At 63.7% G+C, this 21,650-nt stretch carries 21 protein-coding genes and 1 pseudogene; 12 read left to right on the top strand and 10 right to left on the bottom strand.

The annotated features are described in order from the left end of the window. Positions 1-129 precede the first annotated feature (129 nt). Both ACLI1O_RS02575 and metX read left to right on the top strand, forming a co-directional pair. On the top strand, positions 130-1,446 hold the full coding sequence (locus tag ACLI1O_RS02575) for an O-acetylhomoserine/O-acetylserine sulfhydrylase (RefSeq protein WP_411706930.1): 1,317 nt from the start codon (positions 130-132) through the stop codon (positions 1,444-1,446). Beyond that, positions 1,443-2,549 carry a homoserine O-acetyltransferase MetX gene (gene metX, locus ACLI1O_RS02570; RefSeq protein WP_239269002.1) on the top strand — a complete coding sequence of 369 codons (1,107 nt, stop codon included), beginning with the start codon at positions 1,443-1,445 and terminating at the stop codon, positions 2,547-2,549. Before ACLI1O_RS02575 ends, metX begins: the two co-directional genes overlap by 4 nt. A 283-nt stretch (positions 2,550-2,832) precedes the next feature. Here metX and ACLI1O_RS02565 read toward each other — a convergent pair whose 3' ends face one another. The 3 genes from ACLI1O_RS02565 to ACLI1O_RS02555 form a co-directional block, all read right to left on the bottom strand. Continuing rightward, positions 2,833-3,801, bottom strand: a complete 969-nt coding sequence (locus tag ACLI1O_RS02565; protein ID WP_239269004.1) for an HNH endonuclease signature motif containing protein — start codon at positions 3,799-3,801, stop codon at positions 2,833-2,835. A 115-nt stretch (positions 3,802-3,916) separates the two neighbouring features. Further along, positions 3,917-4,231, bottom strand: coding sequence for a DUF3017 domain-containing protein (locus tag ACLI1O_RS02560; protein ID WP_239269006.1), 315 nt, complete (start codon positions 4,229-4,231; stop codon positions 3,917-3,919). Next, positions 4,228-5,076, bottom strand: a complete 849-nt coding sequence (locus ACLI1O_RS02555) for a bifunctional methylenetetrahydrofolate dehydrogenase/methenyltetrahydrofolate cyclohydrolase (RefSeq protein ID WP_239269008.1) — start codon at positions 5,074-5,076, stop codon at positions 4,228-4,230. The genes ACLI1O_RS02560 and ACLI1O_RS02555 overlap by 4 nt, the downstream gene beginning before the upstream one ends. A gap of 23 nt (positions 5,077-5,099) precedes the next feature. Between ACLI1O_RS02555 and ACLI1O_RS02550 the strand changes: the two genes are divergently transcribed. Then, positions 5,100-5,570 (top strand): tRNA (cytidine(34)-2'-O)-methyltransferase, encoded by a 471-nt coding sequence (locus tag ACLI1O_RS02550; protein ID WP_239269010.1) that lies wholly within the window; start codon positions 5,100-5,102, stop codon positions 5,568-5,570. On the opposite strand, the gene ACLI1O_RS02545 is transcribed toward ACLI1O_RS02550, so the two are convergent. Continuing rightward, entirely contained in the window at positions 5,554-6,870 is a 1,317-nt protein-coding gene (locus tag ACLI1O_RS02545; RefSeq protein WP_239269012.1) for a PH domain-containing protein, read from the bottom strand. The genes ACLI1O_RS02550 and ACLI1O_RS02545 overlap by 17 nt on opposite strands. Next, the gene (locus ACLI1O_RS02540) at positions 6,867-7,328 is read right to left on the bottom strand and encodes a PH domain-containing protein (RefSeq protein ID WP_239269014.1); all 462 of its coding nucleotides are present in this window, start codon (positions 7,326-7,328) and stop codon (positions 6,867-6,869) included. Before ACLI1O_RS02540 ends, ACLI1O_RS02545 begins: the two co-directional genes overlap by 4 nt. A gap of 307 nt (positions 7,329-7,635) precedes the next feature. On the opposite strand from ACLI1O_RS02540, the gene ACLI1O_RS02535 reads away from it, so the two are divergent. The 3 genes and pseudogenes from ACLI1O_RS02535 (at position 7,636) to ACLI1O_RS02525 (ending at position 8,507) form a co-directional block, all read left to right on the top strand. After that, positions 7,636-7,989 (top strand): hypothetical protein, encoded by a 354-nt coding sequence (locus ACLI1O_RS02535; RefSeq protein ID WP_239302398.1) that lies wholly within the window; start codon positions 7,636-7,638, stop codon positions 7,987-7,989. Then, entirely contained in the window at positions 7,973-8,200 is a 228-nt protein-coding gene (locus ACLI1O_RS02530; protein WP_255716931.1) for a helix-turn-helix domain-containing protein, read from the top strand. The genes ACLI1O_RS02535 and ACLI1O_RS02530 overlap by 17 nt, the downstream gene beginning before the upstream one ends. Before the next feature lie 42 nt (positions 8,201-8,242). Then, positions 8,243-8,507, top strand: a pseudogene (locus ACLI1O_RS02525) (helix-turn-helix transcriptional regulator). Positions 8,508-8,620: 113 nt separating this feature from the next. Here ACLI1O_RS02525 and ACLI1O_RS02520 read toward each other — a convergent pair. Continuing rightward, a complete protein-coding gene (locus ACLI1O_RS02520; RefSeq protein ID WP_239269017.1) occupies positions 8,621-11,740 on the bottom strand; it encodes an error-prone DNA polymerase in 3,120 nt (1,039 codons plus the stop codon). 136 nt (positions 11,741-11,876) lie between these two features. Between ACLI1O_RS02520 and ACLI1O_RS02515 the strand changes: the two genes are divergently transcribed. From ACLI1O_RS02515 to ACLI1O_RS02505, 3 genes are all read left to right on the top strand, one after another. Continuing rightward, a complete protein-coding gene (locus tag ACLI1O_RS02515) occupies positions 11,877-12,740 on the top strand; it encodes a MetQ/NlpA family ABC transporter substrate-binding protein (RefSeq protein ID WP_239269019.1) in 864 nt (287 codons plus the stop codon). A gap of 72 nt (positions 12,741-12,812) precedes the next feature. Then, positions 12,813-13,850 carry a methionine ABC transporter ATP-binding protein gene (locus tag ACLI1O_RS02510; RefSeq protein WP_023025305.1) on the top strand — a complete coding sequence of 346 codons (1,038 nt, stop codon included), beginning with the start codon at positions 12,813-12,815 and terminating at the stop codon, positions 13,848-13,850. Then, positions 13,847-14,527 (top strand): methionine ABC transporter permease, encoded by a 681-nt coding sequence (locus ACLI1O_RS02505; RefSeq protein WP_005277229.1) that lies wholly within the window; start codon positions 13,847-13,849, stop codon positions 14,525-14,527. The genes ACLI1O_RS02510 and ACLI1O_RS02505 overlap by 4 nt, the downstream gene beginning before the upstream one ends. Here the strand turns inward: ACLI1O_RS02505 and ACLI1O_RS02500 are convergent. After that, on the bottom strand, positions 14,514-15,386 hold the full coding sequence (locus tag ACLI1O_RS02500; RefSeq protein WP_239269021.1) for a sucrase ferredoxin: 873 nt from the start codon (positions 15,384-15,386) through the stop codon (positions 14,514-14,516). The genes ACLI1O_RS02505 and ACLI1O_RS02500 overlap by 14 nt on opposite strands. A gap of 111 nt (positions 15,387-15,497) precedes the next feature. Here ACLI1O_RS02500 and ACLI1O_RS02495 point away from each other — a divergent pair, with 111 nt between their 5' ends. Next, the gene (locus ACLI1O_RS02495) at positions 15,498-16,055 is read left to right on the top strand and encodes a hypothetical protein (protein WP_239269023.1); all 558 of its coding nucleotides are present in this window, start codon (positions 15,498-15,500) and stop codon (positions 16,053-16,055) included. Here the strand turns inward: ACLI1O_RS02495 and ACLI1O_RS02490 are convergent. Further along, positions 16,052-17,584 (bottom strand): DNA polymerase Y family protein, encoded by a 1,533-nt coding sequence (locus ACLI1O_RS02490; RefSeq protein WP_239269025.1) that lies wholly within the window; start codon positions 17,582-17,584, stop codon positions 16,052-16,054. The two genes, ACLI1O_RS02495 and ACLI1O_RS02490, sit on opposite strands and share 4 nt — an antisense overlap. After that, the gene (locus ACLI1O_RS02485) at positions 17,581-18,210 is read right to left on the bottom strand and encodes a hypothetical protein (protein ID WP_239269128.1); all 630 of its coding nucleotides are present in this window, start codon (positions 18,208-18,210) and stop codon (positions 17,581-17,583) included. Before ACLI1O_RS02485 ends, ACLI1O_RS02490 begins: the two co-directional genes overlap by 4 nt. A gap of 97 nt (positions 18,211-18,307) precedes the next feature. Between ACLI1O_RS02485 and ACLI1O_RS02480 the strand changes: the two genes are divergently transcribed. Together ACLI1O_RS02480 and ACLI1O_RS02475 are read left to right on the top strand one after the other, a co-directional pair. Beyond that, entirely contained in the window at positions 18,308-18,826 is a 519-nt protein-coding gene (locus ACLI1O_RS02480) for a hypothetical protein (protein WP_411706929.1), read from the top strand. A 39-nt stretch (positions 18,827-18,865) separates the two neighbouring features. Further along, complete coding sequence (locus ACLI1O_RS02475) at positions 18,866-19,924, top strand: HNH endonuclease signature motif containing protein (RefSeq protein WP_239269027.1); 1,059 nt, start codon at positions 18,866-18,868, stop codon at positions 19,922-19,924. Between the two features lie 63 nt (positions 19,925-19,987). On the opposite strand, the gene guaA is transcribed toward ACLI1O_RS02475, so the two are convergent. Then, complete coding sequence (gene guaA, locus ACLI1O_RS02470; RefSeq protein ID WP_239275576.1) at positions 19,988-21,562, bottom strand: glutamine-hydrolyzing GMP synthase; 1,575 nt, start codon at positions 21,560-21,562, stop codon at positions 19,988-19,990. Positions 21,563-21,650: the final 88 nt, after the last annotated feature.

The raw sequence follows: 21,650 nt of genomic DNA, 5'->3' as shown, positions 1-21,650 counted from the left end.
TACAGGGCTATAAGCGGCTAAGCCCAAGCGATTAATTTACCGCTTAGTCTATTTTTATTCTCCGACTACCCTGCGGTTTCGCGCCAGGGTGCTGTACGTTACATACCGCTTGGTCTAGTCTTGCGTGGCATGACGACGAAATACGATAACTCCAACGCAGACTGGTCCTTCGCTACCCGCTCCGTTCACGCAGGCCAAAACCTCGACGGCGCGCACAACTCCCGCAACGTGCCGATTTACCAAACTACCTCGTACGTCTTTGATGACGCCGAGCACGCGGCCAACCGCTTTAACCTCTCCGATGCAGGCCCCATCTACACCCGCCTGACCAACCCAACGCAGGATGCGCTGGAAGAGCGCCTGGCCTCCCTTGAAGGCGGTGTGGCCGCCGTGGCCTTTGCCTCCGGCCAGGCCGCAGAGACCGCGGCCATTTTCAACCTCGCCTCGGCAGGCGATCACATCGTCACCTCCCCGCGCCTCTACGGCGGCACCTCCACCCTCTTTACCGTCACCCTCAAGCGGCTTGGCATCGACGTCACCCTCGTCGAAAACCCGGACGATCCTCAGTCCTGGCAGGACGCCGTGCAGCCTAATACCAAGGCCTTTTACGGCGAGACCTTTGGCAACCCGGTAGCCGATGTCCTCGACATCCCAGCCATCGCCGAGGTGGCCCACACTAACCAGGTCCCGCTCATCGTGGATAACACCATCGCCACCGCGGCGCTGGCCCGCCCGCTCGACTTGGGTGCGGACATCGTCGTGGTTTCGACCACGAAGTTCTACACCGGCAACGGTTCCGCGGTGGGCGGCGCGATTATCGATGGCGGCTCCTTCGACTGGACCGTCGAGCGCGACGGCAAGCCAGTATTCCCCTACTTCGTCACCCCGGACGAGGCCTACCACGGCCTAAAATACGCCGACCTCGGCGCCCCCGCCTTTACACTCAAGGCCCGCGCCGGCCTGCTGCGCGATACCGGCGCCGCCATTTCCCCATTCAATGCATGGCTGACGCTCAATGGCATTGAGACGGTAGGGCTGCGCATCGACAAGCACAATGCCAACGCCCAGGCCGTGGCCGAGTACCTGGAAGGCCACGCCAAGGTGACGAAGGTCAACTACGCCGGCCTGGATTCCTCGCCGTATAAGAAGATTAAGGAGAAGCTGGGTTACTCCTATACCGGCTCCGTGCTGTCCTTCGATATTGACGGCGGGCGCGAGGAAGCATGGGCGTTTATCGATGCCCTGAAACTCCACTCCAACCTCGCCAATATCGGCGATACCCGCTCGCTGGCGGTTCACCCGGCGACCACCACGCACTCGCAATCCGATGATGCCGCCCTGGCCGCGGCGGGTATTGCGCAGTCCACCATCCGTTTGTCCGTGGGCATTGAAGATATCGACGACATCATTGCTGACCTCGAACTGGGATTTAAAGCACTGGCATGAGCTGTATAAGTATCGGCGATTTTCGCACCGAAGCAGGCGCCACGCTTTCCGATGCCCACATCGCCTACCACCGCTTCGGCCATTTCCTCGGCGATCCGCACGGCGGAAATAACGTCATTTTGGTGGAACACGCGCTGACCGGCAATGCCGATGTGGCCGAGTGGTGGTGTGATCTCATTGGCCCAGGCAAGGCGCTGGATACGACGAAGTGGTGCGTTATCGCCATGAACGCACTCGGCGGCTGCAATGGCTCCACCGGCCCCTCCTCCCCGCATGCGGATGGCCGCAGTTGGGGATCGCGCTTTCCGGCGCTATCCATTCGCGATTTGGTGGCCGCGGAGAAAAAGGCGCTAGAAGAGCTGGGGATAACGCGCGTGCATGCGATCATCGGTGGTTCCATGGGTGGAGCGCGCACCTTGGAATGGACGCTGATGTACCCGGATGCGGTCGATGCCGCGTGCGTTATTGCCGTCTCCGCGCGCGCCTCCGCGTGGCAGATTGGTATCCAGTCGGCGCAGATTTCCGCGATTGAACGCGATCCCTTCTGGCACGGCGGCGACTATTATTCCTCCTCTCAGCGTCCCCGCGAGGGCCTGGCGGCGGCGCGGCGCATCGCGCACTTGACGTATCGCGGCGAGCAGGAAATCGATGAGCGCTTTGGCGTCCAAGCCCAAACCGGCGAAGAACCGCTGGGGCCCTACCGCCGGCACGACCAGCGCTTCGCTGTGAATTCCTACCTGGATTACCAGGGCTCGAAGCTGGCGGATCACTTCGATGCCGGTTCCTACGTCACGCTTACCGAGGCCCTCAACCGCCACGACATCGGCCGCGGCCGCGGCGGCCTGAACCGCGCTCTCGGTTCCTCGCAGGTACCGACCATGGTCGTGGGTGTTGACACGGACATCCTTTATCCCTACCACCAGCAGGAACACCTCTCGCGCAACTTGGGCAACCTGCTGGCCATGGCGAAGGTAGTCTCACCCGTTGGCCACGATGCATTCCTCACGGAATCGCGCCAGATGGACCGCATCCTGCGCAACTTCCTCACCCTGTCCCAACCGCACCCGCTGGACGTGGACAGCACCATCGACTACGCCATCTAGCCGTCCCCGCCTGCGCACGGTCACTCGGCCCCAGACACAGCTGCTTGCAGTGACAGGTGGTTCGGCGTGGCTGGGCGAGCAGCGCACGGGTGGCCATCGATCTGGCGCGCAGGTTTACGGTCGCGGGTGGTCCGGCACACGAACAGGACGCGGCGCGAGGCAGGCAGTGGCGGGGTCCGGATCGAGGGGCGCGATGTGTGGCTAGCCAGGACTCTTTACAAAAGGCATACAGAAGGATCGCCGAAGCGGCGCAGCATTTACTGCGCTGGCTTCGGCGATGTTTTTATCGGGCCCAGGGCGGGCGCCACACGATTCCTTCGTGCGGGCGGCGCTCTAAGCGCCCACGACGGGGCGAGGCATTCGGGTCATCGTCGTTAACGGAGTTGTGGTACTTGCAGGCGATGGTCAGGTTCTCGGCATTGGTCTCGCCGCCGAGCAGCCACGGTTGCAGGTGGTGAACCTGGCATTCATCGGCCGGAATATGGCAATCGGGCCACGGGCACACCGGATTTTCCGCCATCGCCATCTGCCGCTGCTTCCAGGTGGCCAGCCGGCGCGTGTGGTACAGGTTCACGGGACCGGTGACGGGGTGGATGAGGGTGATGAGGCCGGCATCGGCAAGCGCGCGCTCCGCTAGCTGCGCACCGGTGATGGTGGCGCCGTTGGTCAGCTGCAGGGTGACCTCGTCCTCGCCGTGGGTGACCTTCACCATGTCATCCAGGGTTAGGACCACGTTGGTGGTGATGGTGGAGGTAGCCGCGCCCTCTGCAAAGACCCGGCGCGCATCGTCCACGGTGGAGACGTGGTTATTAATCTCGGCCACCAAGTCCGATTCCGCGGTGATGGTCAGCGTCCACAGGTCATCGGTGCGGCGGGTGAGCCGGACGCCCTCCGCGCGCTTCTGGGTGCGTTCCTCCTTGACGCGGCGGCGGGCGCGCTTTTCTATCTCGCTGGTAGAAACGTTGAGCCGGCACAGCTCCTCGCGCAGGGCCCACGCCGCGCGCTGGGTCTTCAGCTTCTGCGCGTGCACCTCAATGATTTTCAGCGCATCGAGCGGGAGCGCGGTTTTGCGGGCGGCGCGCTGCTTGGCGCTAAACGATGTCCTACCAAAATACGTATCCGCCAAGCGCGCGAATTCCGCGGCCTCTTTATCGCTGAAACCGCGGTCTACCAATTCGGCTTCGGATAGCCCGGCGCACTCCCCGATGAGCGCCATCGGGGAGTTTATCGCTGCGAGGTAATCCGAAATCATGGCCCCGAGCCTAAACCGCAGGTAGCGGCGGGCGCGAGGCCAAGAGTGCTGCGGCTGTGGATAACCACGCGACACGCCGCAGATTGGTGATACTGAAACAATCACCTGTGGATAACTAGCTGCCCAGCGCGTCCACGGAGTAGGCGAGAAAGGCCATCAGCGCGCCGATGACGCCTGTAAACGTGGCATCGAAGCGGCGCGAGCGCACCGCCAGCACGCCGACGCGGCTCGAATCGCACGTCAGGCGCACCACCGTCAGCCACAGCAGCGCAAGCCCGAGCAAAAAGGTGGCCCTGCGCCAATACTCGAAAATGGCGTAGCCGCCGGACAGGGCCACCCCGGCGATGAAGAGCCCGATGGCCACCCACTGCACGGAGGCGGGCAGCGGGGACGGTGTCAGGTGCGCGTCGTGGGGATTGTCTAAATTCACGCCAGTTTTTCCGCGCGCTCAACGATGTTGCGTACCAAAAAGGCGCGCGTGAGCGGTCCGACGCCGCCTGGGTTGGGCGAGACGTACCCGGCCTTATCCCAGCAATCGGGGGCGATATCACCGGTGAGCTTGCCGTCGACGCGGGACACGCCGACATCGAGAAGCGCGGCGCCTTCCTTAATCATGTCCGCGGTGAGCATGTGTGGCTGGCCGGCGGCGGCGATGACGATATCGGCATCGCGAGTTTCGGCGGCGAGATCCTTCGTGCCGGTGTGGCACAGGGTAACGGTGGAGTTCTCGCTGCGACGGGTGAGCATCAGGCCAATGGGGCGGCCGACGGTCACGCCGCGGCCGATGACGACGGTCTTGGCGCCGTTCAGCTCCACGCCGAAGCGGCGCAGCAGGTGCAAGCAGCCATTCGGGGTGCACGGCAGCGGGGCCTCCTCATTGAGCACGAGCTTGCCCAGGTTGACCGGGTGGAGGCCATCGGCGTCCTTTTCGGGATCGATGCGCTCGAGGATGGCGTTTTCATCCAGGTGCTTGGGCAGCGGGAGCTGGACGATGTAGCCAGTGCAGGCGTCATCGGCATTGAGCTCATCGATAACCGCCTCAAGCTCTTCCTGCGAAATATCCGCCGGCAGGTCCTTGCGAATGGAGTTGATGCCCAGCTTTTCGCAATCGCGGTGCTTCATCTTTACATAGGACTGGGAGCCTGGGTCCTCGCCCACCAGAACGGTGGCCAGGCCAGGGGTTATCCCCTTATCCTTCAAGGCGGCCACGCGCTCGGCGAGGTCCGCAAAAATCTCGTCACGGTACAAGGTGCCATCTAGTTTGGTAGCGCTCATAGCCCCCATCCTAGACTGAAGGCATGAGCCAGCTGCACATCGTCTTTGATAATCCCGTCATTCCCACCAATACCGGCAATGCCATTCGCACCGCGGCGGTAACGGGCGCGAGCCTGCACCTGATTGAGCCACTGGGATTTAACTTTGACGATAAGCACTTGAAGCGCGCCGGGCTGGACTATCACGACCTGGCGGATGTGCAGATTCATAAGGATTTCGACGCGTGCATGGAGGCGCTGCCCGGCGCGCGCGTTTTCGCGTTTACCACGCATACGGATAAGTGGTTTACGGAGGTCGACTACCAGGATGGCGACGTGCTGCTCTTCGGCACGGAGCCGACAGGCCTGCCAGATGAGCATGTCAACCATCCGCGCATCACCGATCAGGTGCGCATTCCGATGGTCCCGGCTAGGCGCTCGATGAACCTCTCCAACTCCGCATCAACCGCGGTCTTTGAGGCCTGGCGCCAGCTGGGGTTTAAGGGAGCGGTGTAAGTTCTGGCAGGTCGCGGGAGCGCAGGCGGTTGAGGAGGGCGTGGGCATCGGCAAGCGCGAGGTTGCGCGCCGCCATCTTGACGGGCCCCTGCACGAGGTCGAGCTCCACCGTGGCCAGGCCGAATAGCTGGGAAATCGGGCCGCGGCGCAGGGTGAGCTCCTGAATGTGGCGCAGCTCGATGGCCTGGACGCGGCGGTTGAAGCGGCCGGCGCGCACGATGACGTAGTCGCCGGCCAGCGCGACGGTTTGCTGCCGGTAATCGATGGGCGAGACCCATTTGGCGCGCGCGGGCGAGGCGTAGGTCGGGGCGGCATCGGCGGGCAGGAATTGCCGGGCTTGCTCGCGCTTGCCGACGGGCACGATCCGCGTCGACCCCGATCCCTCGCCGCTGGCCGTGCCACCGTAGCCGGCGACCGACACGCGCGTTTCGTACCAGCCGAAGGGCCGCCACAGGAACGGCTGGGTGACCTGGACGGCGTGGATGCGCTCGAGGCGGATGTTTTGGCGGCGGCGATCGGCAAGGCCGTAGGTGATATTGAGCACGTCATCATCAAGGCTGGCGGTGTAGCGCCACGAGGAGTCAATCACGTTCCAGGCGCGCGGGACAGTAGCCAAAAGGATGGGCAGCGTGATGGTCAGGGACATCGGCGTGACCACGAGGAAGATGAGGGCCGCAAGCAGGACGATCGTGGACGCGTGCAAGGCGGCCGCGGCCAGGGAACGCGCGATGGGGATTTCGGGGATGAGGACGTTGTCTTCCCCCTCGGCCAGCTGTTCCTCAGCTGGCCGCTCTTCAACTGGCTGCTCTCGCGGCTCACCGTGGACTCGGGAGAGGATTTCGGCGCGCAGGGCCTCGGCATCGCGCTTTGTCAGGAAGGCGATTTCGATGGCAGACGACTGCCCGCCGGCCGTTTCCACGCGCACGGCCGCGAGCCGAAAGAGGCGGGCGATAACGGGCTCGACGACGTCTACAGCCTGCGTGCGGTCATAGCGTGCCGTGCGCTGCTGCTTCGAAATAACCCCGCGGCGCAAGGTGAGTTCCTCCTCGCCCAGCTGGTAGCCCATCTGGCGCCACCACACGCCAGAGACGAGCCAGACCACCGCGCACACTGCGATGAACCCGGCCAGCGCGAGGCCAATATCGCGCAGGTCTGCCGCACTGTGTTCCCCGGTAACGAAGGCAAAGATTCCGCGCAGCGCCTCCATATTGACGTTTAAGGCAAATGCTGCGATGACGGCCAGGATGACCGACCACAGCCGCAGCAACGGGGTCAAGCGGTGGACGCGGTGGTACTTCATAGCCCGCTCATCCGTTCGCGGGCGTGGTGGGTGAGGCGGGTGCGGAGGGCATCGGCAAGCGGGGCTTCCAAACCCTTCACCGTGGCGTCCGTGGTTGCGGAGGCGGTGTGCAGCTGCAGCTCCTTGAGCCCGAAGGCGCGCTCGAGGGGGCCGGCGGTCACGTCCACGAACTGGATGCGGCCGTAGGGCACGACGGTGAAAGAATGCCACAGCTTGCCGCGCGTAATGAGCAGCTCATCGTCGGTTTCGCACCAGCCCATCCGGCGCACCTGGGCGGGGATGAGCCAAAGCAGCCAGAAAAAGAGGACGGCGAAGAGCCCCGCCGCCCAGTAGAACCACGGGGTCCACCAGTACCCTGCCGCTGCGGCCGCCGCGGCGAAGATAATCGTCCAGCCCAGGTGGCGGATGTAGCGCACCTTAACCAAACGCGGCGAGACGGGGTTCATTTCTTCGCTCATAGCTATTGACAGTAGCAATCGAGCCCGCACTCTTGCGCAACTTATCGTTAATCGATATTATCGAATTACGACAACATCGAAAGTCGATAAGGAGTCGACGGAAAGGATTGTCACGACCACCCCACAGGCCACCTCTCAAGCTGAGCGCCGCGAAATTAACGCGGCGGCCGCCTTCTGCCTGTTCACCATTGTCATCCTCGGCCCCACCTACCTTCGCGACCTTGTCACCGGACGCTTTTCCACCACACTGAGTGCGGCCATCCCGGAAGGCCTTAGCAAGCACAACCTCGACGGCGGGCCATTCTGGATGCTCACTGCGGGGCTCGTCGTCAAGATTGCAGGAATCTTGATTATCGCGTTCTTTGCCTACCGCTTGGTCAAACCAATGCTTCGTGGGCAGGTTTTCAATACGAAAAATATCCGCTTCCTTAATGGAATGACCTTTGGGATTTTCGTCTGGTTTATCGGACGCTTCCCACTCGAAGGGATGGGCAATAACTGGGCTTCCTCGCAGCTCGAAATTGACTGGTGGGCCAACCAGAGCGGATCCTCATTAGGCGAGCTTGCGCTGCCCTACCTTTTTGTCTGCACCCTCCAGCTCTTCTCAGTTGCCATCAAGCGCGGCAGCAAGCTCGAAGAGGAGGTTGAAGGCCTTGTCTGAGGGGCAAGAACCCCAGGTGATCTGCCACCTCGACCGGATAATGGAGGAGCGCGGTATTACCGGAGCGGCGCTCGCCAAAGAGGTGGGCATCACCCCAGTTAACCTGTCCGTCCTGAAGAATAATCGCGCCAAGGCCGTGCGCTTTAACACCCTTGCGGCACTGTGTGCGGCGCTGGACTGCCAGCCGGGCGATATTTTCGAAGTGGAATAGAAAACCTTGTCTTTACTTTGGGTTTATGCAATATTCTGACCCATATCTCCAAAGAAAAAGCCCTCCGCACCCATCTATAACCTGGGTACGTGTGCTGCGCGCCGAGCGGGACATGTCGCGCGCCCAGCTGGCTGAGGCCATCAACGTCAACCCGCAGACCGTCGGCGCCCTCGAGCGCGGGGACCACTCCCCCAGCCTGGACCTAGCCTTCCGCGTCTGCGAGGTCTTTGACCTCCCCGTGGAGGCTATCTTTTCCCGCCAGGAGCTTTCCCCGATGTCCACCGAAATCTATAGGAAGAACTCCTAATGGCTAACTAGCTCACCGCAAGCGCCTAGTCCTGCCCGGCGAACTTTTCCTCGGCCTGTCCACCGCATTTGGGCTGCAAATCTTCGGTGCGGAGCGGGTCGCAGCGCAGGAAACTAGCGGAAATCGCGGGAGCCGCGGGAGAGGAAATCGCCAAAATCCAGCGGCTCAAGCTTGTCTGCAACCACGCTTACCGCGCCGGTGGCATTTTGCACGATGCCGCGGATGATAAGGGCGCGGGCGGTGCGGGCGAGCACCTTCTGCCGGGACCACAGCCCGGGCGAGACCATGACATTCATCAGGCCGGTTTCATCCTCCACGCCCAAAAAGGTCAGGCCGGAGGCGGTGCGCGGGCGCTGGCGGTGCGTAATGATGCCGGCGATGCGTACGCGTGTGCCATCGGGGACGTGGGGAAGGTGGGAGGAAGGCAGGACATCGCCAAGCGCGGCCCTGACTAACTCCATAGGCTGCTTATCGTGGGTGACGCCGGTGGCGGCGACATCGGTAGCCATTAGCTCGAAGGCCGACATGCCGGGCAGGTGCGGCGAGGCGAGCGCGGAGGTGCCCGGCAACATGCCCTCGCGCTCGGTGGCGGCGACGCCAGCCTGCCAAAGCGCTTGGCGACGCTCCAACCCCAAGCACTCCAGCGCCCCCGCCGTGGCCAGCGCCTCCACCTGCTCCACGCTGAGATCCGCCCGGCGCGACAGATCGGAGACGCCGCTAAAGGGCGCGGCGGCCTCCACGCGCTCGGCGGCCTTATCCCCCAGCCCCTTGATGAGGTTGAGGCCCAACCGGATCTCGCCGGTGGGCAGCGCCCTGGCCTGCGCGCCGGAGTCGTTGATACTCACTGGCAGCACGCGCACGCCGTGACGCCGGGCGTCCTGAATGAGCGACTGCGGCGAATAAAAGCCCATGGGCTGCGCGCGCAGCAAGCCCACGCAGAACTCCGCCGGGTAGTGATGTTTGAACCACGCGGAGAAATACACCAGCGAGGCGAAGGACTGCGAGTGCGATTCCGGGAAACCGTAGGCGGCAAAGGCGGTGATCTTGGCCCAGAGCTTCTCCGCGACCTCGCCATCGATGCCGTTGGTGGCGCGCAGTCCCTCGAAAAAGCGGCTGCGCAGCGCGGCCATCTTGGCCGGCGAGCGCTTCGAGCCCATGGCGCGGCGCAGGTCATCGGCCTCGGCGCCGGTAAAACCGGCGGCATCCACCGCAATCTGCATCAGCTGCTCTTGAAAGAGCGGGATCCCCAGGGTCTTACCCAGCGATTTCTCCAGCACCGGGTGGTCATAGGTCACGGGCTCGAGGCCATCGCGCCGGCGCAGGTAGGGGTGCACGGAACCGCCCTGGATGGGGCCGGGGCGGATGAGCGCGACCTCCACCACGAGGTCGAAGAAGCAGCGCGGTTTGAGCCGCGGCAGCGTGGCCAGCTGCGCGCGGGACTCCACTTGGAAGACGCCGACGGCATCGGCGCGGCAAAGCATGTCATAGACCGCGGGTTCGGCCAAGTCGAGCTCCCACAGGCGCACCTTGCGACCGGTGGTGGCGCGCACGGCATCGATCATGTGGTGCAGCGCCTCCAGCATGCCGAGGCCCAGCAGATCGAATTTCACCAGCCCGGCGGCGGCGCAATCGTCCTTATCCCATTGCAGCACGGAGCGGCCTTCCATTCGGGCCCATTCCATCGGCACCACGTCCGCGATCGGCCGGTCACATAAAACCATGCCGCCGGAGTGGATGCCGAGGTGGCGCGGCTGGTCGAGGAATTGCTCGGCGAGTAAGGAGACATCGGCAGGCGGCTCAGCTATGCCCTTTGACCACGCATCGGCCGAGCCCTGCGGGTAGCCCAGCGCGCGGGCGGCGTCGCGGGTAGCCCCCTTGCGGCGGTAGGTAATGACGTTGGCAACCTGTGCTGCGCGGTCGCGGCCGTGGGTGCGATAGACGTACTGGATGACCTCCTCGCGCCGTCCAGATTCGATGTCGATGTCGATATCGGGCGGGCCATCGCGATCCGGCGACAGGAAGCGCTCGAAGAGCAGCTGCGCCGAAATGGGCTCGGCGTTGGTAATGCCCAGCGCGAAACAGACGGCGGAATTGGCCGCCGAGCCGCGCCCCTGGCAGAGGATATTTTCCTGGCGGCAAAAATCCACCAGGTCGCAGACGATGAGGAAGTAGCCCGGAAAGCCCAGCTGCTTGATGATGCCCAGCTCGTGCCGCATCTGCTTTTTCGCCTTGGCCTGTATTTCGGGCGGGCGCGAGGCGTAGCGCTTTTTACCGCGCCGCCACACCTCGTGTTCGAGCCAGCTCATCTCGGTGTGCCCCTCTGGGACGACAAAGTCCGGCAGGTTGGGCGCGAGGGCACCCCAGGTAAAGGAGCACTCGCGGGCAAGGCGCACGGTTTCGGCGATAAGCTCGGGCCGGCCGGGAAGCAACTGGGCCATCTGCTCGCCGGAGCGCATCCAGCCTGCGCCCATCGGGTGGGCATCCGGTGCGGCTTCCTCTAGGGATTGGCGGTGCGCCAAGGCGCGTTTGGCGGCGGCGAGCCGTACCTGGTCGCGCGTTGCTGCCGCAGGTCGAGCGGTTGCTATGGCGCGGAGATTATTGTACTTATCCAGGAAACTGTGGTGATCCGCATCTTCGGGAGACATTGTGCACGCATATTCGAGAACTATGCTGTCTATTTTTATTCTTTCGAGAACGTGATCGATTTTTTGTATAGCCTCCCACCCCAGCAGGAAAAAGCACTCTTCCTCCAGCTCGCGCGCCACGGCATCTAGGGGCGGGTACGCGACACTCCCCTTCTCGCCGGCGTCCATCCGCGCGCGGGCAATAAGGCGCGAGAGGCGACGATAGCCTTCCGGCGTGCGCGCCAGCACGGTCACTGGGGCCTCAGCGAGGGAAAGCTCCGCGCCATACATGGCCGGAAGGCCCGCTTTAGCTGCGGCTTCCGCAAATTTCATCAGGCCGTAGAAGCCATCCCGATCCACGACGGCCAACCCCTCGAGGCCAAGCTCTAGGGCGCGGGCGACCAGCTCTTCCGGCTCGGCGGCGCCATCGAGAAAACTATAGGAACTTACCGCATGTAGCTCCGCAAAGGGCACAGCGGAGCGCCCGCGCTGGACGGGGTCATCGCCGCCGCCAAGGTGATGTACGGCGGCGGGCGCGGCGGTATCCTTGCCGGATAGTATCCTTTCTAAACGCGACCACGGTAGCGCCTTTCCACCATTAAATTTCACCCTTCACAGGGTAGTGTCGAATCAGTGTTCTATACAACCCGGCGCGATGAGACGTGTTCAATAGACAAAGCGGTTCGCTTATTGCTAGATTGCTAAACGGTCAATTTATTTAAACTCCTACATGTAAGGGGACCTCATGCAGATTCGTCGCGCAGCGGCCACTACCGCCGCCGTTACCGTCGCCGCCACTAGCCTCGTGGCCTGCTCCTCCGACGCAGATGATGACAAGACCATCGCCGTTGGCACCACCGATGATGCAAAGCAGGCCTGGGTTGCCTTTGAGCAAGAAGCCAAGGACGCCGGCTACGACATCGACATCAAGTCCTTCTCGGATTACAACACCCCGAACCAGGCCCTGAACCAGGGCGAGCTGGATACCAATAACTTCCAGCACCTGAAGTTTCTGGCCGAGTACAACCACGGCAACGGCACCAACCTGGTGCCCATCGTTGCCACCGAAATCGTGCCGCTGGCGCTGTTCTGGAAGGGCCACGACTCTCTCGACGGCATCGAGGGCGAAGAAGTTGCCATCCCGAATGACTCCACCAACCAGGGCCGCGCCATCAACGTGCTGGTCCAGGCTGGCCTTATCACCTTGAAGAAGGACGGGCTTATCACCCCGACCCCGCTGGACATCGATGAGAAGAAGTCCAAGGTCAAGGTCGTGCCGGTCGATGCCGCCCAGACCCCATCCGCACACGGCGAGGGCACCCCGGCGATTATCAATAACTCCTTCCTGGAGCGCGCCGGCATCGACCCGGCCACCGCCGTCTTCCAGGATGACCCGAACTCCGAAGAGGCAGAGCCTTATATCAACGTCTTCGCCGTTCGCGAGGAAGACGCCGATAACGAGGACATCAAGAAGCTCGCCGAGCTCTGGCACTCCGATGCGGTACAAAAGGGCGTCGACGAGGACTCCGCAGGCACCTCCGTCGAGGTCGAGCGCACCCCAGAAGAACTCCAGGAAATCCTGGACAAGCTCGAAGCAGATTTGGACTAATCACCCTTGCCTTCTACCCCGCCGGTTTTCACCCCGGCGGGGTTTGGCACTTCCCCGCTAAGGACGCAACCCGTGGCAGATTCCACCCAGAACGGCACTCGCATCGAGTTCCGCAATATCACCAAGGTCTTCCAGCAGAAAAAGGCCGAGGTCAAAGCTCTTGACGATGTCTCCTTGACCGTCGATTCCGGCGAAATCATCGGCATCATCGGCTACTCCGGCGCCGGCAAATCCACCCTGGTCCGCATGATCAACGGCCTGGACACGCCCACCTCCGGCGAATTGCTGCTCGATGGCCAAAATATCGTCGGCATGTCCGAAAAGAAGCTGCGCGGCATCCGCCGCAATATCGGCATGATCTTCCAGCAGTTTAACCTCATGAACTCCCGCACTGCGGCGGGCAATATTGAGTACCCGCTGCAGCTGCAGGGCATCGGCAAGCGCGAGCGCCAACAGCGCGTGCAGGAGCTGCTGGATTTCGTTGGACTGGGAGATAAGGGAAAAAGCTACCCGGAGCAGCTTTCCGGCGGCCAGAAGCAGCGCGTGGGCATCGCGCGCGCCTTGGCCACGAATCCGTCGCTGCTGCTTGCCGACGAAGCCACGTCCGCCCTCGACCCCACCACCACGCAGGAGGTCCTCGACCTGCTGCGCCGGGTGAATAAGGAGCTCGGCATCACCATCGTGGTCATCACCCACGAAATGGAGGTCGTGCGCTCCATCGCGGATAAGGTTGCGGTGATGGAAAATGGCCACGTCGTGGAGCAAGGCAGCGTCTACCAGGTCTTTTCCAATCCCCAGACCGCCGTGGCCGCCAAGTTCGTCGCCACCTCGTTGCGCAATGAGCCCGACGTGGTGGAAACCGATGACCTGCTTGCCCACGAAGGCCGCCTGTTTACCATCAACCTGACCGAGGAATCCGGCTTTTTCGGCGCCGCCGCCAAGCTGAAGGATGCGGGCGTATCCATCGCCGTCGTCCACGGCGGTATTACCACCTTGCAGCAGCACTCCTTTGGCAAGCTCACCGTGCGCTTGAGCGGCGACGACGCCGCCATCGAAGAGTTCTACCGCGCCCTATCTGCCACCACTCAAATTGAGGAGATTGAACGATGAACGTCAACTATCTCGCCGCCGCCGACTGGGACCGCTTGGGCGGATCGCTTGTCGATGCCATCGTCGACACCCTCATCATGGTCTCGACCACCCTCGTCGTCGCCGGCATTCTGGGCCTAGGGCTCGGCATCTTGCTCTATACCGCCCGCCCGGGCGGCATCCTGCAGAATAAGGCCGTCTACCTGGTGGTCAACCTGCTGGTGAACTTCGTTCGTCCCATCCCGTTTATTATTTTGCTGGCGTTTGCGCAGCCGCTCACCGTCGCCGTGATGGGCGGGTCCATCGGCCGCGAGCCGGCCACCTTCGTGATGGTCATCGCCGCCACGTTCTCCGTAGCGCGCGTGGTGGAACAAAACCTCGTGGCCATCGACCCAGGCGTTATCGAGGCCGCCCGCGCCATGGGCGCTTCACCGTGGAAGATCATTACCTCCGTAATCATTCCGGAGGCCCTCGGCCCGCTGATTCTGGGCTATACCTTCCTGTTTATCGCCATCGTGGATATGTCCGCCATGGCCGGCTACGTCGGCGGCGGCGGACTGGGTGACTTCGCCATCGTCTACGGCTACCGCGCCTTCGAGTGGGAAGTCACCGTCGTGGCCACGCTTATCATCATCGTGCTGGTGCAGGCCGCGCAGTTCTTCGGCAACTGGCTCTCCTCCAAGGTTATGCGCCGCTAATAAGCTCCACGCCCGTGGCTACAAGCGCCTTGCCGGTCTTGGGCGCGTCGCCGCAGGAAGAGACCACTCCTTCCACGGCGCGCTGCTCGAGCGTCACGCTCCACCGCCGGCCATCGGCATGCGTGACCACGGGGCCCTGTTTTTCGTCCTCTGCGTGGAGCTGGCCGTAGTAGAGGTCCTCGGAGTCATCGATAAGCTCGCGCGCTACCGCCAACTCCGCCACCTGGCCGCGCGGGCCGAAGATGCCGCGCCCGCGATTGACCGGGTAGAAATACTTTCCTTGCGCCGCCGCCGCAATCATCTGCGCGGCGGCTTCTTTATTCATCCGGCCAAAGGAATAGGCCCAGGGCATGAGCATGACCGAGGGCGCGAAGCGGTGCCCCTTCGTGTGCGAGGTTTCCCACACCATATCCGGGTAATCCTCCACCAGCTCCGCGGCGAGCGGCCGGCCCTTCACGGCGCAGCACTTATCGCGCTTAGCATGGGTGCACACCAAAACCAGCGGCGTATCGAGGGTTCCTCCCCCGTTGCGGCCTGGCGCGGTGAGATCCAAATCCAGGATCTTTTCCGGGCCGGTCAAAAGGATCAATTCCATCACGCCCTGCTCGGCCCACACCAGGTAGCACCGGTGCATGGTGCCGATTTGGCGGCCATCGCGGCCGGGGCGACGAATCAATTGCAGCCCGGCCTGACCGTTGAGCTTTTCCTTCAGCTGGGCCGTGAGCTCCGGGCCAAAAGTATCGCCATCAAGCACATCGCGCGACCAGCCGCCGGGCCACTCAAAGAGGACAAACACGGACTCTTTTTTCGCCGTGCCGGGCAGCGGTTCCACCTGGTAATCTGAACAGAAATCGGTCATGTACCCTAGCCTAACCTGTCTGCAACTCAGCTCACATATTTGGCAACAATTCGGTCAAGATCTGCCCCCCAACGATAGGCAGTAATTACTAGAAATTATACTCTAGTGGTCATGTATAAAGCCCGCCTCTCGCTCCTGCTTGCCGCCGCAGCCTTCCTCACCGGCTGCAGCACCGAATCAGCGGATGACACCACCATGGCGGCCTCTGTGGGAAACTCGCACATCAACCCTCTGGGTGAGGCGGATATGAGCATGAAAACGCTGCGCCCTGAGGCCCCCTCAGAACTCGTGGTGACCAAGGTGCGCGTGGGCCAGCACGATGGTTTCGAGCGCGCCGTCTTCGAGCTTGAGGGCGAAGGCTCCCCGGGCTGGTTCGTGGATTATGCCGATAATCCCAAGCAGCAAGGCTCCGGCCAGCCCATCAACTATGCCGGCGATACCGCGCTCAATGTCAATATCGACGGCGTTGTCTATCCGTTTGAGGCGGGCATCGACGAGCCGCGCATCGGCATCGTCGAGGCACCTGCCGGTGGCGTTATTACCCAAGTGGTCAACGGCCGCACCTATGAGGGGCGCAGTCAGTTTGTCATCGGCATGAACCAGCGCAAGCCTTATTCCGTACAGGTACTAGAAAATCCCACGCGCCTCGTGGTAGATATTCGCTCCTAATACGTCGCCTCCACGCGCCAGCGCCCCTCTGACCACACCAAGAGCCAGGCGCGCTGGCGTTGCTCCCGCTCAGCCTGGCCCACAATTTGTAGCCGCGCCGCGTGCTGCGGCTTTTCGGTCCACCACTGCGTATCCACCGGCCACGGGCCAGCCCAGCCGATGACGCGGTAGCGGTGTGCGCCCCACCCGAGCGCCACGGGTACAGAGGATAGGAGGGCCTCGGCGGTGACGATGACGTCCCGCGCGGCGGCATCGATAAGCCGAATGCGCGCGGCCGGGTGGTTCGGCCCACCGCCTAGGCGCGCGGGAAGCGGCGCGGGGAGCCTGCCCGGCCAGCTGCCTTGCGGCGTGGCATCGCGCTGCTCCCCATAGGGAACGTACTCGATACGCTCGGCCACCCCGCGGCCACCGGCGGCCCGCGGCTGCAAGACGCGATCTATGCCCAACTGCGATTGCACGCGCGAAATTACCCGCTTGACTTGTTCCTGTGAGGCATCCCCGCCCCATAGGCCATCGGCCTGCGGCCTAGCTACCTCCACAGGCTCGAGCACCAGCCGCACGATCGCGGCACCGTCCTTGCCGCTCGAACGCGCCGCCGTAAGCCACCCATCCAGCTGCCAGCGCACCCGGTTCGCGGTCGCTTGCTCCGTCAACGCCTCGTGCGTGCGCCATACCCGGGCCACAGTTTCACCAGTGGCCAGCTCCGCCACCACGCGCAGGCGCACGCACACCACTTCCGCTTCCGCCAACCGCACGTGCAGCTGCGCGGCCAAGTGCCGAGCCACGAATGCCGCCGCATCCACGCGCTCGATGGATTGCTCGCTGCTCACGGACAGATCAGGCCGCGCCATTTCCGGGGACACGCGCTGGTCCGCCCGCGCGTGCGCCACCTCATGCGCGCGTTTTCCCTGCTGCCCAAACCGGGTAACCACCTGCTTAAACGGCAGCGCCGCCACATCACCCAGCCGGCGCACGCCCAATTTCTGCAGCTGGGCCACAAACTCCGCAGAAAACCCCAGCGCGGCCTCCGCGGCTAAAACACTCACGGGCTGGGCAGCCAAGAAATCCCGCGACTCTCCCTCCGGCACCACCGCGCCTACCCCGCGGTGCCGAGCCGCGATGATGGCCGTGGCAATCTCGTCTGCCACACCAAGGGTGGAATCAAAACCGGCGTGCGCGGTGGCATCGGCAAGCATCTCCAACGCCTCCGGCCCGTGGTAGCGCAGCGCCGCCCCCGCATCCACGATGGCCAGGCCGGGCCGCAGCACCTCTACGGACGAGGCCACGGCATCCAAGCCCGCCGCAATCTCCGCGAAGGCCGCGCCGTCCCTATCCGGGTTCGCCTCCATCACCTTTACCTCAGGGCAAATCGCTTGGGCCTGGCGCAGGCGCATCCCGCGCCGAATGCCGGCCCGGCGCGCCGCGCTATCGCAGACCAGCACCGCATGATTGCGCGCAACCAGCACCGGCCCCGCCTGCGCAACCGCCTGAATGGGCCAATCCGGAAACCACACCGCAGCCACCCTCATACGGCCTCCAACCTGCGGGCTTCGCCCATGGTGAGACTGCCGCGCGCCGTGCCCTTTTTCGAGTCCACCGCAAGATCGATATCCACGCCGCGGATGCGCCCGCTGCCCTTGCCGATGCCCCGATACGTACTCACCTCCGCCCCAATGCGCACCGCGGTGCCCGGCAGCCGCGCACCCACGGTCAGCACCGCGGCCTGCCCGCCGCGGATCTTCGCCCACACCGGCCGCGCCTTGGCCGGGCTCAGCTCGCCGGGCGGGCCATGGTGGATAATAAGGTCCATGCCCTCTGCCAGCACGCTGGTTACTGCCCATGACTCCAGGCCCGGATCGGGGACGGTGACCACGTTATTGAGCTGCCCTATTTCGGCAACCTGTGCGAGAGAAAGATCCGGCCACCCCACTATCCCCACATGGCCCCCGCGGGCCGTAAGATGGCAGATAAGCTCCACCACGAGCGCGGGACATTCCGCGCACGAGACCACCTTCCGCCGGGCGAGCCCACCTGCGGGAAGTAGCCGCGCCAGCTGGGGAAGGGTGTCTACCAGCTCGTCTTCATCCTCCTGCTCCATCGCCTGCATGCGGGCGCGCAGCACCGCAACGCGGTCGGGCCTATCCAACCCTGCCACCGCTTTTTCCAGGCGAACGTTCGTTTGACTCACCCATACAGTATGAACCCCCAACCGGACACATGCAACTGTATGTTCGAATGGTAGCCTTAAGCGCATGAACCTGAACGAGGCCTACGGTGCTATGCGCGAGAATCCAACCCCCATCCCCACCCCGCCGTGGGTGCGCCTCGGATCCTCCATCCTGCTCGGCGCCACCGTCGCGCTGCTGACCACCCGCACCCATTTCTTCGCCACCCTATCTGGGGCCGCGGTCTGCCTCGTGGCGGCCTTCGTCTTGGTCTTTGCCCACCCCTACCGCCGCGAGATGCGATCCTATGCCGACCGGCACGATGCCGATCTCATCCCCACCATCGCGCAGCTAGTCCCGCTGATGATTCTATGGCTCCTCATCATGCTCGCGCCCATCCTAGGCCTGCCCGCGTGGGGCTCGGCGCTGGTGTGGGTTGCGGTCTCATGTATAAGTTTTCATCGCCTTCCCCCACGTGGATGGCACGCGCCGGCTGGCCTTCGTCTAATCCATGCGACACTGCGGGGACTTATCCACAGGATTTCCCCGAGTTTTCGCGCTGCGGATCCGGGTTATCCACAGTTTGTGCCCTTGCGGTTGCCCTAGCAATTGAGCGCGGGCTGCTACCGCCCTAGCGTAGGCGGCATGAACGCACTCGAGACCTACCTCACCGCCCTCGCGCCCGGCATGGATATCATCGCCGCGTGCCGCGGTCTATCTGGGTCTGAGCTCATGGAGCGCGGCGCGCCCGATACCATCGCCGCCGACCTGCTCCTTTTGTGCGAAAGCTACTACGGCCGCACCGCCTTTAGCCGGATGCAGCGCCGCGCCATTGCCGATGCCCGCACCAACGCCCACCCCATTGCCCTCCTCGCCGGCATCGAGCGCGTGGTTAATCGCGCGCCCAGCAAGAAGCAGGCGTGGGAGCTGCGCGCGGAATGCTGTGCGATGTCCGCGGAGATGAGCGCCATTATCAAACACGCCCGGCGCCGGGTGCGCGAGATGAAAAAGTCCACGGTCAGCCCCGGCGTGCGCACCTATCGGCGCCCCAATGACTACTGGACGCTCGCCATTACGGGTACCTCCCGCTTCATTGCGGATCTGCAGGGCGCGATTACGGCCGCCGATAAAAAGCCGCTGCAGGCGGTGGAAGATATCTTCTTCGGTACAGGCAGCGCCGCGCGTTCCACGGTGGTCACCAACGCCGTCGTGCCGCTGGAGAAATTCATTCGCATTCGCGATGGCCACGGCGACGACGTGCAGCTCGATCTCACCAATGGCGCGACCATGTCCGGAACCGAGTACCTGCGCCGCGTGCTTAACGATGCCGGCTATTCCGCCCCCGGCCTCAGCGGCAGCGGTGACGGTGAAACGGGCTATGTCACCCTCGTACATCCGGTGGAGGGGCCGGTCAACCTCTACCGCACGGCGCGCGTGGCCACCGATAAGCAGAGGATGATGGCGGCCGCGGAAAATCCGCGCTGCGCCTGGCCCGGATGCAATCAGCCGGCCGATTTATCCCAGGTCCACCACCTCACGGCCTGGAGCCGCGGTGGGGAGACCAATATGAACAACCTCGTCGTGTGCTGTGCTTACCACAACGGCATCAACGACGACGATCCCAATGCCCCGCCCCGGCGCGGGCGGCTAGAAAGAGTGGGCGGTCGCATCGTCTGGCGGCCACCGGTGACACCCCGTAACTAGCCGCAGGCATGCGAAAAGGCGCTCAAGCACTGAGCGCCTTCTACGCATGCCGTTTTGTGGTTTTTACTCCCACTCGATGGTTCCCGGTGGCTTGGAGGTGCAATCCAAGACCACGCGGTTGACGTCCTTAACCTCGTTGGTGATGCGGGTGGAGATCTTCTCTAGCACGTCATACGGCAAGCGGGTCCAGTCCGCGGTCATGGCATCCTCGGAAGATACCGGGCGCAGCACGATGGGGTGGCCGTAGGTGCGGCCATCGCCTTGGACGCCGACGGAGCGGACATCGGCAAGCAGCACGACCGGGCACTGCCAAATCTCCTCGTCCAAGCCGGCGTTGGTCAGCTCGGTGCGGGCAATCAGATCCGCCTGGCGCAAGGTCTCGAGGCGATCCTCGGTAACCTCACCAATGATGCGGATGCCCAGGCCGGGGCCTGGGAAGGGCTGGCGGCCGACGATCTCTTCCGGCAGGCCCAACTCGCGGCCCACCGCGCGCACCTCGTCCTTAAAGAGTAGACGCAGCGGCTCGACGAGCTCGAACTCGACGTCATCTGGGAGGCCGCCGACGTTATGGTGCGACTTAATATTGGCGGTACCGTCGCCGCCGCCGGATTCGACGACGTCCGGGTACAAGGTGCCTTGGACGAGGTAGTCGACGGTGGAGCCGGCGGGGGCATCGGCAAGCACGCCGGCCACGGCGCGCTCGAAGGAGCGAATGAACTCCGCACCGATAGCCTTGCGCTTTTCCTCGGGGTCGCTAACACCCGCCAGCTTCTTGAGGAAGGCCGAACGCTCGTCGGCAGTGACCAGCTTGGCGCCGGTCGAGGCCACGAAGTCAGTTTCGACCTGCTCGCGCTCGCCCGCGCGCAGCAGGCCGTGGTCGACGAAGACGCAGGTCAGGCGATCGCCGATGGCGCGCTGCACCAAGGCCGCGGCCACGGCAGAATCCACGCCGCCGGACAGGCCGCAAATAGCGCGGCCCTCCTCGCCTACTTGGGCGCGAATATCCGCGATGAGCTGCTCGGCGATATTATCGGCGGTCCAGTTTTGCTCCAGACCGGCAATCTCCGTGAGGAAGCGGGTAAGCACTTCTTGGCCGTGCGGCGAGTGCAACACCTCTGGGTGGTACTGCACGCCGGCCATCTGCTTGGCCGGGCACTCCATCGCGGCGACGGGGGCGCCGGCGGAGGTAGCGGTTACGTCGAAGCCCTCGGGGGCGGCGGCGACGGCGTCGCCGTGGGACATCCACACCTTGTGCGTGGGCTCGAGGCCCTCGTGCAAGATGCCGCCCTTGACGTCGATATCGGTGCGGCCGTATTCACGCTCACCGGTAGACGATACGGTACCGCCGAGAATGTGGTTCATGGCCTGGAATCCGTAGCAAATGCCGAAGACCGGAACGCCAAGCTCTAGCAGCTCAGGCTTGAGCGCCGGGGCGCCGTCGGCATAGACGGACGACGGGCCGCCGGACAAAATGAGCGCGGCGGGGTCCTTGGCTTTGATTTCCTCGATGGAGGCGGAGTTGGAAACAACCTCGGAGTAGATTTTGGCCTCGCGCACGCGGCGGGCAATGAGCTGCGCGTACTGAGCGCCAAAGTCCACGACGAGGACTGGGCGCGGGGTAGTATTTGGCTTAGTCACGCCCCATAGTCTAACCCATAGGCCCCGCGGCCCAGGAAGCGCTTACCTATGTGGGGCATTGCGGCGGCTTTCGCGCCGTGGGGCGCGG

It is taken from the genome of Corynebacterium sp. LaCa78 (assembly GCF_046717505.1).
GTDB lineage: Bacteria > Actinomycetota > Actinomycetes > Mycobacteriales > Mycobacteriaceae > Corynebacterium.
This window is presented reverse-complemented; position numbering and strand designations above follow the sequence as displayed.

Bases quoted from the DNA above. Each gene is read 5' to 3' on its own strand.
- ACLI1O_RS02575 (WP_411706930.1), top strand. From the start codon at position 130: ATGACGACGAAATACGATAACTCCAACGCAGACTGGTCCTTCGCTACC.
- metX (WP_239269002.1), top strand. From the start codon at position 1,443: ATGAGCTGTATAAGTATCGGCGATTTTCGCACCGAAGCAGGCGCCACG.
- ACLI1O_RS02565 (WP_239269004.1), bottom strand. From the start codon at position 3,801: ATGATTTCGGATTACCTCGCAGCGATAAACTCCCCGATGGCGCTCATC.
- ACLI1O_RS02555 (WP_239269008.1), bottom strand. From the start codon at position 5,076: ATGAGCGCTACCAAACTAGATGGCACCTTGTACCGTGACGAGATTTTT.
- ACLI1O_RS02550 (WP_239269010.1), top strand. From the start codon at position 5,100: ATGAGCCAGCTGCACATCGTCTTTGATAATCCCGTCATTCCCACCAAT.
- ACLI1O_RS02545 (WP_239269012.1), bottom strand. From the start codon at position 6,870: ATGAAGTACCACCGCGTCCACCGCTTGACCCCGTTGCTGCGGCTGTGG.
- ACLI1O_RS02540 (WP_239269014.1), bottom strand. From the start codon at position 7,328: ATGAGCGAAGAAATGAACCCCGTCTCGCCGCGTTTGGTTAAGGTGCGC.
- ACLI1O_RS02535 (WP_239302398.1), top strand. From the start codon at position 7,636: ATGCTCACTGCGGGGCTCGTCGTCAAGATTGCAGGAATCTTGATTATC.
- ACLI1O_RS02515 (WP_239269019.1), top strand. From the start codon at position 11,877: ATGCAGATTCGTCGCGCAGCGGCCACTACCGCCGCCGTTACCGTCGCC.
- ACLI1O_RS02505 (WP_005277229.1), top strand. From the start codon at position 13,847: ATGAACGTCAACTATCTCGCCGCCGCCGACTGGGACCGCTTGGGCGGA.
- ACLI1O_RS02500 (WP_239269021.1), bottom strand. From the start codon at position 15,386: ATGACCGATTTCTGTTCAGATTACCAGGTGGAACCGCTGCCCGGCACG.
- ACLI1O_RS02495 (WP_239269023.1), top strand. From the start codon at position 15,498: ATGTATAAAGCCCGCCTCTCGCTCCTGCTTGCCGCCGCAGCCTTCCTC.
- ACLI1O_RS02490 (WP_239269025.1), bottom strand. From the start codon at position 17,584: ATGAGGGTGGCTGCGGTGTGGTTTCCGGATTGGCCCATTCAGGCGGTT.
- ACLI1O_RS02480 (WP_411706929.1), top strand. From the start codon at position 18,308: ATGAACCTGAACGAGGCCTACGGTGCTATGCGCGAGAATCCAACCCCC.
- ACLI1O_RS02475 (WP_239269027.1), top strand. From the start codon at position 18,866: ATGAACGCACTCGAGACCTACCTCACCGCCCTCGCGCCCGGCATGGAT.